We start from the raw sequence: 12,727 nt of genomic DNA on the forward strand, positions 1-12,727 counted from the left end.
GCGCTTAGCAAAGTCTTGTCCAAAAAAAAGGGCCATTGACCCCGGTATATGATTACCGACTCAATGGCCTGCTTGATCTTACAATGTTAAAATCAGGACGAAACCGTAATCTTGGCGTTGGGCTGAACCGCCGGACTGGCTTGATCACGAACCAAGCGCTGTGGCACAACATCGTTGCGTACGATATCTTCGTAGGTTTCCCGACGCACCACCAACTCGGCCTCACCGTTGTTGACAAATACAACTGCAGGTCGACGTATTCGGTTATAATTACTCGCCATCGAGTAATTGTAGGCTCCGGTTGAGGCAACAGCGAGCAAGTCGCCGCTATTTATACGAGGCAGCTCTACATCCCAAATCAGCATATCGCCGCTTTCGCAGCATTTGCCCGCAATGGACACCGTCTCTTCGTTCGTATCCTGCGCTCGATTAGCCAGCATCGCTTCATACTTGGCCTGATACAGTGCAGGGCGTGGATTATCTGTCATCCCACCATCTACCGAAACATATTTACGTACTTGCGGAATATCCTTGATGCTTCCTACTGTATATAAGGTCGTGCCTGAATCGCCTACAATACTGCGTCCCGGCTCAATCCAAATTTCTGGAAGTTCATCGTAAAGTCCTGAAAAATAAGTTTTCACCGCTTCGCCGATAGCCTGCACATAGGTGGAAACTTTCAGCGGTGTGTCCTCCTCTGTGTAGCGAATGCCAAATCCCCCACCCAGATTAATCACTTTGAAAGAAAACTGAAGCTGTTCCTTAATTTCTCTGGAAAAAGCTGCAACCCGTTCAGCAGCCATTTGGAAGCCATTCACTTCGAATATTTGCGAACCGATATGAGAATGTACCCCCAGCAGGTTAAGATGATCTAGCTTGATAGCCTGTTCCACTGCTTGGCGTGCTGTACCGTTCCCAATGTCAAAGCCAAATTTCGAATCTTCTTGACCTGTGGCCATATATTCATGCGTGTGCGCCTCAACCCCTGGTGTAACCCGCAGTAAGATATTCACCTGCTGTTCCTTCTCAGAGGCAAGGGCCTGCAACAAATGCAACTCCATTTCGCTATCGACGACGAAGCAACCAATTTGCGCATCTAACGCCATTTCAATTTCTTCCGGTGTTTTGTTATTGCCGTGAAAATGGATTCGTTCTGCCGGGAACCCTGCTTGTAGCGCAGTAAATAATTCTCCACTGGAAACAACGTCAAGCGACATCCCTTCTTCAGCAGCTAAAGCGCACATCGCCATAACACAAAACGCTTTGCTTGCATAAGCAACTTGAAACTTCAATCCAGTTTCACGAAAAGCTTCTATGAATTCCCGGCAACGCCGGCGGACTAACTGTTCGTCAACAATATATAGCGGCGTGCCAAAACGCTCTTTCAAAAGCGTTGTATCACAACCGCCGATCTCCAAATGTCCATTGCTGTTAATTTTACTGCTTCCATGCAAATACATGTTCTGGCGCCTCTCTTTCTGGAACAAGCTAGTCATATTCCATCGAATGTTTACACCAGTATAGCAAAAAAAACATCAAGAACAATGGATTTTTATGCAGATCATTTATATTAATGCTCCTGTCCATTGCCTGAGTTCGAATCTGTGTCGGCATCCGTATGGGGCATACGCGTATTGTCCCTCGTTTTGTTAGATGACGGGCGGTTAGCCGCATCTAGTACAGGCATACGGAACAAGATGGAAGCTAACGCTTTGGCATTAAAAGGAATGAACGGCCACAAATACGAAGAATTATATGACCGATGCAGCGTCAGCATCAAAATGATCAGTGTCGTACCCACGACAAAGCCCGGTACGTGAAAAATCGCAACAGCAACCAGCAGGAATAGTCGAATCAGTCTATTTGCCAGCCCCAGCTCGTAGCTCGGTGTTGCGAACATTCCTATGGCAGCGACAGCCATATACAGCACGACCTCATTCACGAAAAGTCCCGTCTTAACCGCTATATCACCGACCAGAATGGCTGCGATCAAGCCCATAGCGGAAGCCAGTGGTGTCGGAGTATGCACAGCCGCCATTCGCATGAGATCGACCCCTAGTTCCACGATGATAAACTGTGCAATCAGCGGAAGATGTGCTTCCTTTTGAGGACCAATAAAATCAAGAAAAGCTGGTTTTAATTCGGGATTGATGACCATTAGCAGCCACATCGGAAGCAGAAACATTGAGGCGAATATGCCTAAAAAACGTACCCACCGCAAATAACTTCCCATAAAAGCGGTTTGCCGATTTTCTTCTGCATGCTGACACAAGTCAAAAAAAGTGGTAGGCAAGATCATCACGCTGGGTGAGGTATCTACGAAAATAACGAGTCTCCCTTCCATAATATGCGATGCCACGACATCTGGTCGCTCCGAATATCGTACTAATGGATATGGATTCCAACCTTTATTGATAATCGTCTCCTCTAATTGCTTATCGGCCAGCGGAATACCATCCAAATTAACATTTTTAATTTTGTCTCGTACAGTATCCACCATCACCTTATCTACAATATCGTCAATATAGCCCAAGCATACGTCCGTTCGAGTTCGGCGTCCGACCTGCATAGCCTCAAATTTAAGTCCTGGGTCCCGCAAACGCCGGCGTACCAGACCTACATTTGTAAGCATTGTTTCAGTAAACCCGTCGCGGGCACCGCGCACAACCCGCTCCAAAGAGGGTTCCTCTGGACTACGCACCGGATAATTACGGGTATCCAGAATAAGGGAAAAACGTTCACCTTCCATGAAAAAGGCACTCATCCCCGTCAGTACCTTGTTAATGACGACTGACATCTTATCTGTCTTCTCCACCTGAATATGTGGAATAAAGTTTTCGAAATACGCTTGTAGTCCATCGGAAGAGAGATTATCCGGCGTCAGATAGGTGAGCCGCTTTAGCACTTCAAGCATAATTTGATCCTTCGCAAAGGTATTCAGGAACAGATATCCAGTATGACGCCCTCCCAGTGTCATTTCCCTGAAAACGACATCAAAGGTCTCCCCCAAACCTAATACTGTTTCAAGTGTATTCTTGTTATCCTTCATCCTCGGCGATATATTATCTTCGGCCTGCCAGTAGCGAACGGACTCCTCTACGTTATCAGATCGCTCACTCTCTTTTTTGTGTTTAAAACGTGCAGATTCCTGCGCCTGCTTTTCCTGCCATGGACTCAACTTTTCTTCGCCAGTATGATATTTCCTTCCGATTACCCCGTCTTCTTGATGCTGCTCCCGATGCTCTTGATCCGCTCTGTGATCCATATTCCTTGTCCCCTTCGCTTTCGTTGTTAACGGTTGTATACAAACCAGTCAAATAAGGAACCCGTCACCTTACCAAGCACCATTGCCATTAGCAGACCGAGCATATACACGGTCATGTGGAGTCGCTTGGCGAGTATAGGCAGGAGATTTAATACCTCCGTTAAAGCCGCAGCGAGCAAACCAATAAACACTCCGCAAAATAGCCCAGGTATCCATGTAAATATGCCCGGTAGTGGCAAGCAAATGTTCCAAAAATCGACCACAGTCCCCAGCACTGAACCTATAATCATTGCCTTTTCGTATGCACGTGATTTTTTATACGTACGGGTGAGTTGAGCTAATCGCGGCATGATATCCAGCACAATAAAAAAAGCAATTACACCGCTACCCACCGCAAGGCCCCCAGCAATACCTAAAATAATCTGAAGTGCAGCCTGTACAAATATCATGGTTTCTTAGCCTTTGTCTGCAGACGGGCCATCTTTTCATATTCCTCTGCCACAACATACTGATCCACATTTTCCTGGTACAGATACATTTCCACCTCCAGCGGTGTCGGCTCCTCGTTCCAATTTTTCTTGAACAAGTGATTAAAAAAAACGATCATGCCAAAGCCGATGCCGATTGAGTAAGCAATTTGAAACAGGTACGGATGCTCATCCTTATGTCCCGTAATCATCTCCACAATCCGAACCTGTACTTCCATCATGCTAACGTCGGCATGAAAATTCATAATTGTCAGCGCAGAGCCAAAAAACAGAAGCACCCATACCAAAACAAACAGTATTTTGGACGGCTTACGGGGTTTCTCCACGAGTTCGACAAGTACATGCGGCTTCCCAAGAGATTCAACTACGACCCCCGGAATATGATCTCTAATTTTTGCTATGATCTGCAGCATATCTATCAGTATCAGATTACCGTCCTGGTGCTGCGGCCGCTTGAGAACAAGCTCAAGCAGTTCCTTTTCCCATTCAGGATTAGTCAGCAAATTGGCTACATCACCCAAATGTAAATCCTGTCCTTGTATCATGCGGACACGGCTGCGGAGCCGCAAGTAGACAATAGGAGCTACTGTAGGAGCCGGAGTATGAGTCATCCGATCCCCTCCTTATCCTCGTAATTATCAGTTAGTATGGAACGAAGCAAGGAAACCTATTCTGTGTATTGTCTTTTATCCCACGCAAAAAAGAGTACCCCTGACCATTAAAATGGCTTTGGAATACCCTTTAAAAATACGTAAGCATAAGGATTTCACTAAGATCCTGACTGTTATTATTGGGCAATCTGATCGCGGATCAGTTGTAAAATCTTTTTTTCCAGCCGTGATACCTGCACCTGAGAAATACCAAGCCGACTTGCAACCTCTGATTGCGTCTGATCCCGGTAATAGCGCAGGTACACAATCAACCGCTCCCGCTCAGATAGTCCGCCAATGGCCTCATTGAGTGCCAGCTTGTCAAACCATCTTTCCTGGGATTCGTCAGCAATCTGATCCATAAGTGTAATCGGATCACCGTCATTTTCGAACACCGTTTCGTGAATTGAAGTAGGCGGCTTATTGGCCTCCTGCGCAAAAACAACGTCCTCTGGCGTCACTCCCAGCTCATCAGCAACTTCCTTGACTGTAGGCAGGCGGTTGAGCCGTTTGGATAGCTCGTCCTTCATTTTGCGGACCTTATTGGCCGTTTCCTTCAAGGAACGGCTAACCTTGAGTGTACCGTCATCACGTAAGAACCGTTGAATCTCACCGATAATCATCGGTACTGCATATGTTGAAAATTTGACTTCGTAGCTGAGATCGAATTTATCCACCGATTTTAACAAGCCAATGCAACCAATTTGAAAAAGATCGTCAGGTTCATACCCCCGGTTCATAAAGCGCTGCACGACAGACCAGACGAGCCGGATATTACTATTGACCAGTGTCTCACGAGCCTCATTATCACCGGATTGACTCAATGCAATAAGCCGCTTGACTTCCGCATCCTCTAAATAGCTGTGCGAAGTTTTTTTTCCTCCTGCTTCCATAGGATCAACTCCTAATTATATAAAGCTTTCTTGGATTCAATCCTTTTCTTCATCCGGACCGACGTGCCTCCGCCCGGCTCACTGACTGCTTCAAACTCATCCATGAAATTTTCCATAATTGTAAAGCCCATGCCGGAGCGTTCCAATTCAGGTTTGGACGTATATAAAGGCTGCTTGGCGAGTTCTAGATCCTCAATTCCTCGGCCTGCGTCCTCAACAACCAACGTGATCACGTCCGCTTCAATCCCGACTCTAATCGTTACGACACCTGACGGGTCGCTGTCATAGCCGTGAATGATACTGTTTGTCACCGCTTCAGACACCACGGTTTTCAAATCACTTAGCTCATCCATTGTGGGATCAAGCCTGGAAATAAAGGCCGCGACAGCCACACGAGCAAATGCTTCATTCTCGGATTTTGCAGCAAACTGCAAGCTCATGAAATTGTTACCCGTGCCTTCTCTCATGACACTACCTCCAGTTCCGTGAGCGCATTTCCCTCGTTGTCATAAATGGGCATGATTTTGAACAGCCCTGACATATCCAGCAGTCGGTGTACTGGCGGATTGACATCACAGACTGCCATTTTTCCGCCCTTTTGCTTGATCAGTTTGTACCGTCCCAAGATAACGCCAAGGCCGGAGCTATCCATAAACTGAAGATTCTTCAGGCTGAGCACAATATGCTCGCATTGCCGGCGCTGAATCGCCTCATCCATTTGCATACGGACCATGTCCGACGTATGGTGATCAAGCTCACCAGACAGCCTTACAATCAGTACCCCCCGGTGATGCTCCATTTCAATTTGCAGGTTCATGCTTGCTCACTCTCCTCCCGGTCTTGGACAAGGATTTCTACGTAGCCGCAGACGATTCCTGCCCTCCGACAAAACTAGAAGAAAACCCCGTAAAATCTACAAAGAAAATAGGTTCGACATGGTACGTTTAAACAATTTCCACCATCCGGCCTTCTCGATAGCCACAGGCGAAGTGATATTAAACTCCTTAAGCCGTTGTCCATCCTGATAGACGACCAGCTTACCAACTGGATCACCAGCCCGGACAGGAGCTTTGAGGCTTGGGGCCAGTTGCAATTCATGACGCAACGTTTGTTTGTTGCCACCTTTTTTCACCAGCACACTGTAAGAACGATCAGCCTGAATTTTCAGCTCTGGCAACACGCCTTTTTCAACTTTTACGCTGCCCAGCAATTCACCCGGCTTGTATATGGATTTCATTGTATATTGAGAAAATGCATAGTCGAACATGGAAGACACTTCATTGTTGCGTATCTTCGTATTTGGCTCCCCGAGCACGACAGCCACGACACGCAAGCCATCACGCTTCGCGGTAGCGGAAAGACAGAACTTTGCTTCTGCCGTATAGCCTGTTTTCAGCCCGTCTGCTCCAGTATAGAAACGGACAAGTTTATTCGTATTCACCAGCCAAAAGGGCTTGACTGAGGACTTACGCAAATAGTCCTGATAGGCTCCCGTATATTTCGTAATTTGCGGGTATTTCAACAACTCCCGACTCATAACCGCAATATCATGCGCAGAAGAATAGTGATTCTCTACGGGTAAACCGTTGCAATTGGCAAAATGCGTATCCTTGAGCCCGAGTTGCTGCACCTTGGCGTTCATCATCTCAACAAATGCCTGCTCAGACCCTGCAAGTTTCTCAGCCATCGCCACAGAGGCGTCGTTGCCTGAAGCCATCGCAATTCCCTTCAGCATCTCATCGACCGTCATTTCTTCTCCCGGCTCCAAGAAAATTTGCGAGCCCCCCATTGAAGATGCATATTCGCTGGCACGAACTTTATCGGTCAGCTTAAGCTTGCCATCCTGAATGGCCTCCATTGTTAGCAACATCGTCATAATCTTGGTGATGCTCGCTGGAGGAAGCTTTTCACGACTGTTTTTTTCATAGATGACTGTGCCCGTATCTGCATCCATCAGGATCGCCGAGAGAGCCTGGGGAGCTAGCTCAGCCGCTGATCCCTCTTTGGTTTTGCTATCAGGTATGCTTTCTTCGGCCCAACCGCCGACAGGGACGGCAGTCAAGGCTACCAGGCAAGCCAGGATGAACGCCACCACTTTTTTCTTCACAATCGGTTCCCTCCTCAACATATTGGCGTAAACCACCGGAGCCTATTTACTTACTCCTCCGGCCTATTCGCTGTGCTGCTAACCATTGTCGTCAGAATGAAAGAAAAATATTCCATATGACTAAAAACATCAAATAGCACCAAGCTGAGTCAGCATGGTGCGCATTTTCCAATATCTAAAATGACAGAACATCTATCGTCTGTGAAATAATTGTTTAAATTCGGCTTACGGTGAGATATGTGATACCTCCACCTGGTAGAATATCCATTGCATTTTGACTGAACACCCGTATATCAATAAAAGAATTCGCTTCCAGTCTAAGTTCCATTGCTCCACTCAATGCACTATAGTTCAGTCCGCCAATTATCCTGTCATCGAGATAAGCATAGGCGGAACTCCCGGCAAGCTGCTCATCATTCAAGTGAAGTGCTAACCGTGTACGGTTTCCATCAACTTGGGGATCGGTCGAAATGTAGACTTGTATTCTGTATTTCCCAGCTCGCTTGGCTCGCCATCGACTATTCACCGCATCGAATTCGATCAGCTCATCCTGGTTGATTTGATTGAACTTCACCTTCTGCCAACTACCTGCCGGAAGATTTTGTCTCGCTCCCAGGTAGGCTTTAACAAAGGTTTCGTCCAAATGCTCAATTCCGTTGTTCGAGTATTTCTCGACCAGCAGCAAAGCCTGCCCTGTCCCATTATTCTCGTCATAACGATTATTGTTATAGTTAAAATCCAAATGTGAGCGAAGTGTCACCTGCTGTGTGGAAGAACTACCAGAGAAAGAAATAAGCTTTTTTAGATTACGGGGATACCCTCCCACCTCGTCCACCAAAACTTTTTTGCCAATGACCACATCTACAAAATAGTTACATACGGATTGGGTATCATTGAATTTATCCGCTATCGCTAAAATGGAGTCACGCAATGCCACATTTTTGGTTTCTTTAGTAGCACCAATTTGAATAAAAGAAGGTACTGTCATCTTATGCTCTCTGCTTAGTCCCTCAAACCAGCAGCCTATAAATTCAGCGTTCATAAAATCATTAATGAGAATGGGAATATCATTGGAACTTCCATCCTTAATGTGCTGGCTAGCCAAAAATCTAGCCCCGTTGGAGCTATTCAGATCCAATGCCGTATCGTTCCCCAATGTAAAAAGCGCTATGCTAGTAAACTGTGAACTTCTATTCTGCAAGTGAATCCCTGTTTTATTGTAATTAATCTCTGTGCATTTAAATAAATTGACATCACTTTCGTAGCCCCAAAAAGCCGTTTCGAAATGCTCAATTAGGACATTATCCAGGGCAACTCCGCCGCCCTTCCAATCCTGAATACCCAAAGTACCTTTACCATAATATCCACGCTTCACCGACTGCGAAAACGGATTATTTAATGTGGCTCTGTCAGCCCCCTCGTACCGGATCGATAAGTCATGAAACTGCACATTTTGAAATCCGCTAAACGTTGGTAGACTTTCATCTCCAATTTGAAAACAAGGGCCCGTACCATAATATTCAATCGACGTAACCCCTTTGCCTTGTCGGTATCTGCCCTTATGAATGCCAAAAATGCGTACACCCTGCTTGCGAATCTGTAGGGTAGAGGTTATTTTGTATCGTCCACTGGGAATGTGAAGAATAGAATAATCGGGGGTCTTATTAATCAATTCCTGCAAAGCTGCCGTATCATCCTGAATACCATCACCAGCAGTTCCAAACCAGCTTACGTTTACACTGCGTTCAATGAATTCTTTTTCAATGGTTTTAAAATTTTCATTTAATTGCTGCGGCGTTAACTCTTTGCCCGTACCACTCAAATTCAACTTCAAACGGTCTGTAAAAAAATGATCCGCCACCCGAACACCCCCATGTTTAAAAACGTAAAAAGTTCCTCTTTGACCAGCCGAAGAATCCTTCATTTTCTTAGCATGGACTGAGTATATGCACAAGAGGGCTTGCTCTAGGCGTGGGAAAAATGAAAATAAATATTTTATTATTATTGTACAAGAAGATACGTTATGTATATTATAGATACATAACGTATCTAGGCGGTGGAACCGTGAAACATATACTTACAGTAGCTGGTTTACTGGCTTTTTCGATTCCCTATGCTTGTCAGGGTTTGTCTCCCAGAGTTATCACGATTTCCCTGCTCATCTTGTTGTTTAGCTATATCATGCTACTACCTTCACTCAGATCATTGATCGCAACCTTAGCCGACAATCCGTTGCTGACTTTACTCATGCTGTACATCGCTGCCTCCTGTTTGTGGGCTGAACAAGAGCAGACCTCTTCCTTGCTGATGGTTCTCAAATTTCTTGCCTTCTCTACCTTTGGGCTCTATTTGGCCACCCATTATACAATACAGGGCTGCATTCGTCTCTTAGTCGTTACGTTAAGTATTTTGAGCATACTCAATTTACTCGCCGTTTTGCTCGTTCCCTCCTTTGCTATTCATGGTGGCGTGGAACATACTGGGCTATGGAAGGGCATCTCTGGTCATAAGAATACACTCGGAACTCTCTCTCTGTTAGGTTTTGTTTCACATGTCATTTACTTTTTCAGGGGTAAACATAAAGTTTTGCATATTGGCTTCATCTTACTCAATGCCTTATTGCTCATCAAGTGCCAATCTACCACCTCTTTGATGCTGACATCTTCGTTCTTCGTATTTATATTGTTTATATTGCTATTCAAGAGAATCCGAAGCATTGCGTTGCGTGGTTTCTTCATTAGCTGTTCCTGCTTGCTCGTTCTTTTGGGTTTGGTGTTCACTTTTACTTATGGAGATGCGATTGCGTCGGAATTCGGAAAGACAACGACCTTAACTGGAAGAACGGAAATCTGGCAGGGGATTGCTGGTGCGATTCAGAGCCATTACTGGTTCGGACATGGTTATGGCTCCTACTGGGCAGCCCGGCCCAGTATCTATGCGAATGGAATTCGTTTTGATCTGACAAGCAGCCATAGCGGTTTCCGAGATCTGTGGATCGATGTGGGCCTTACAGGACTACTGGCAACCATTACACTCGCCATAACCACTTTATTTAAATTTAGAATTGGCAAAGCAGATATGTATACATGGCTGACGGCAGCTGTTTTTTTCCTGTTTATCATATTGAACAATATAACGGACAGCCGTTTCCTGAACTCGCTATCCATTTACTGGATTATTTTTATGGTTATTGTGATCAAGGTGCAAGAACGACATACACTGGCTGTAGCAGAAAAAGCGAATTCAACTGCATTGAGCACACAGCCTCTCCATTAGGAGATGTTACTCAAATCAACCGCTGTATGTAAAAAAGAACCCCATACCCACGCCATCAAAAGGCGTTTGGATATGGGGCTCTTGGGATATATGTCCACCACTTCGGTTGAACATGATCCCCAATCTACATTTGTGGAATAATCGCTAGCACAAGTTTTAAAAATTGCTCACGTACCTTCTCTGCCGTCTCCATCACTTCACCATGGGACAAAGGCTGATCCAGAATGCCTGCGGCCATATTTGTGATACAAGAGAAGCCCAGTACCTCAATTCCTGCATGACGGGCTACAATAACCTCAGATACGGTCGACATACCCACTGCATCTGCACCCAGTGTACGCAGCATGACGATTTCAGCAGGCGTTTCATAGTTAGGTCCCAGCAATCCAGCATATACACCTTCCTGCAGGCTGAAGCCCTGTTGGTTAGCCGTTTGCTTGGCAATTTCACGCAAACGGCGGCTGTACGCCTCCGACATATCTGGAAAACGAACGCCCAGACCGGCATCGTTTGATCCAATCAGCGGATTTTGTCCTGTCAGATTAAGATGATCCGAGATGACCATCAGATCGCCTGCTTCGTAGGAAGTATTTACACCACCTGCTGCATTCGTCACCAGCAGACTTTGAATCCCCAATTGCTTCATCACCCGAACTGGGAAAGCCGTCAGCTGCGGGCCATAGCCCTCATACATATGGAAGCGCCCTTTCATCATGACGACAGCGCGACCTTCAATCGTGCCTAACAGTAATTCACCCTCATGACCTTCTACCGTCGATACAGGAAAATGGGGAATATCCTGATAAGGAATACTAATTCCATCCTGAATTAAATCGGCCAGAATACCGAGACCCGATCCCAGAATAAGGCCAATCTCTGGACGTATTCCGCTCTTGGCGCGGATATAATCTGCTGCTTCCTGAATTGTAGCTTGGTTGGCTGTTGACATTAATATCTCTCCTGACTTGTACAATCGTAAAGTTATAGTCATTATCACATTTTCTATGAAACCAAAGTATCGTTATGTTCGATCTTTGCTTTCATGAGAAGTGCGGTTGCCGCCGTGCGGGTGATGCTTTTCATATACTTCCTTCATATTCCGTCTGGCCGTCTGCGCATATACCTGCGTCGTTGACAGATCAGCATGACCCAGCATTTCCTGTACAGAGCGTAAGTCCGCTCCGCCCTCCAGCATATGTACCGCAAAGGAATGCCGCAGCGTGTGGGGCGTGATATCCTCGCTTATGCCTGCTTCCTGGCCGTACTTCTTAATCATTTTCCAGAAGCCCTGTCTACTGAGACGCTGTCCAGATACGTTCAGGAACATGGCATCCTGCTCTACCTGAGCTTCTTCACCCTGCCCGGATCTCAGCAATAATAGACGCTGCTCGTCCATATAGGCTTGTGCCCACTGTGATGCCTCACGGCTGATCGGTACAACACGCTCCTTGCCTGCCTCGCCGCCACAGTGCACAAAGCGCAGATCGGTGCGCACGTCACGCACGTTTAAGGCAATCAGCTCTGATACGCGAATGCCCGTCGCATACAGCAACTCCAGCATCGCCTTGTCTCGCACCCCTTGCGGGGCAGTCACATCTGGCGCGGCCAGCAAACGCTCTATCTCATCCTGCGTTAGCACCGAGGGCTTCTTTTTAGTCGCTTTGGGCAGCTCCAGCAGAACAGACGGATCATGGATCGTAATTCCCTCCCGAATAAGAAAATGAAAAAAGGAGCGAATGGAGGCGACGCTACGTGATATTGTCGCCGCAGCCTTTCCCTGTTCCTTCAAATGGCCCAAATACAGTACCAGATGTGACCGTTGGACATTATCCGGCTGCTCAATACCACAGCTTTCTGCGAACTCGACAAACTGCTGTACGTCTCGTTGATACGCTTCCAAAGTGCTGCGCGACAAACCCTTTTCCTCTTCCATAAATTGAACGAAAGGTTGAATGTACATTTTCATGAGTTCCAAAAGTCTCCTTGTTCTGCATACAGCGGTTCAGTCTCAGCGCCTGCTTCTTCGTGTGCTACCTTCATCATTTCAT

Annotated in this window: 12 protein-coding genes; 1 reads left to right on the top strand and 11 read right to left on the bottom strand. The window is 46.3% G+C overall.

The features are described 5' to 3' along the window. Nucleotides 1–92: 92 nt before the first annotated feature. The 9 genes from lysA to MKY75_RS14715 form a co-directional block, all read right to left on the bottom strand. Entirely contained in the window at nucleotides 93–1,460 is a 1,368-nt protein-coding gene (lysA, locus tag MKY75_RS14675; RefSeq protein WP_069012713.1) for a diaminopimelate decarboxylase, read from the bottom strand. A 110-nt stretch (nucleotides 1,461–1,570) separates the two neighbouring features. Continuing rightward, on the bottom strand, nucleotides 1,571–3,265 hold the full coding sequence (locus tag MKY75_RS14680; RefSeq protein WP_069012714.1) for a spore germination protein: 1,695 nt from the start codon (nucleotides 3,263–3,265) through the stop codon (nucleotides 1,571–1,573). Nucleotides 3,266–3,291: 26 nt separating this feature from the next. Then, nucleotides 3,292–3,714 (bottom strand): stage V sporulation protein AB, encoded by a 423-nt coding sequence (locus MKY75_RS14685; RefSeq protein WP_029517296.1) that lies wholly within the window; start codon nucleotides 3,712–3,714, stop codon nucleotides 3,292–3,294. Then, nucleotides 3,711–4,364: a stage V sporulation protein AA gene (locus MKY75_RS14690; RefSeq protein ID WP_029517295.1), complete on the bottom strand. Its 654-nt coding sequence runs from the start codon at nucleotides 4,362–4,364 to the stop codon at nucleotides 3,711–3,713. Before MKY75_RS14690 ends, MKY75_RS14685 begins: the two co-directional genes overlap by 4 nt. 176 nt (nucleotides 4,365–4,540) lie before the next feature. Further along, nucleotides 4,541–5,296 (bottom strand): RNA polymerase sporulation sigma factor SigF, encoded by a 756-nt coding sequence (sigF, locus tag MKY75_RS14695; RefSeq protein WP_023989213.1) that lies wholly within the window; start codon nucleotides 5,294–5,296, stop codon nucleotides 4,541–4,543. Nucleotides 5,297–5,307: 11 nt separating this feature from the next. Next, nucleotides 5,308–5,763, bottom strand: a complete 456-nt coding sequence (spoIIAB, locus tag MKY75_RS14700) for an anti-sigma F factor (RefSeq protein ID WP_029517294.1) — start codon at nucleotides 5,761–5,763, stop codon at nucleotides 5,308–5,310. Next, on the bottom strand, nucleotides 5,760–6,113 hold the full coding sequence (gene spoIIAA / locus MKY75_RS14705) for an anti-sigma F factor antagonist (RefSeq protein WP_013310782.1): 354 nt from the start codon (nucleotides 6,111–6,113) through the stop codon (nucleotides 5,760–5,762). Before spoIIAA ends, spoIIAB begins: the two co-directional genes overlap by 4 nt. 96 nt (nucleotides 6,114–6,209) lie before the next feature. Then, nucleotides 6,210–7,403 (bottom strand): D-alanyl-D-alanine carboxypeptidase family protein, encoded by a 1,194-nt coding sequence (locus MKY75_RS14710; protein WP_029517293.1) that lies wholly within the window; start codon nucleotides 7,401–7,403, stop codon nucleotides 6,210–6,212. Between the two features lie 214 nt (nucleotides 7,404–7,617). Then, complete coding sequence (locus MKY75_RS14715) at nucleotides 7,618–9,264, bottom strand: glycosyl hydrolase family 28-related protein (protein ID WP_029517292.1); 1,647 nt, start codon at nucleotides 9,262–9,264, stop codon at nucleotides 7,618–7,620. Nucleotides 9,265–9,467: 203 nt separating this feature from the next. Here MKY75_RS14715 and MKY75_RS14720 point away from each other — a divergent pair, with 203 nt between their 5' ends. Beyond that, a complete protein-coding gene (locus tag MKY75_RS14720) occupies nucleotides 9,468–10,679 on the top strand; it encodes an O-antigen ligase family protein (RefSeq protein ID WP_029517291.1) in 1,212 nt (403 codons plus the stop codon). Between the two features lie 124 nt (nucleotides 10,680–10,803). Here the strand turns inward: MKY75_RS14720 and MKY75_RS14725 are convergent, their stop codons facing one another. Together MKY75_RS14725 and xerD are read right to left on the bottom strand one after the other, a co-directional pair. Continuing rightward, a complete protein-coding gene (locus tag MKY75_RS14725) occupies nucleotides 10,804–11,628 on the bottom strand; it encodes a purine-nucleoside phosphorylase (RefSeq protein WP_340885751.1) in 825 nt (274 codons plus the stop codon). Between the two features lie 72 nt (nucleotides 11,629–11,700). Continuing rightward, nucleotides 11,701–12,645, bottom strand: coding sequence for a site-specific tyrosine recombinase XerD (gene xerD / locus MKY75_RS14730; protein WP_029517290.1), 945 nt, complete (start codon nucleotides 12,643–12,645; stop codon nucleotides 11,701–11,703). Between the last annotated feature and the right edge of the window lie 82 nt (nucleotides 12,646–12,727).

The sequence above is a fragment of the Paenibacillus sp. FSL L8-0663 genome, from assembly GCF_038008125.1.
In the GTDB taxonomy this organism is placed as follows: Bacteria; Bacillota; Bacilli; order Paenibacillales; family Paenibacillaceae; genus Paenibacillus; species Paenibacillus polymyxa_D.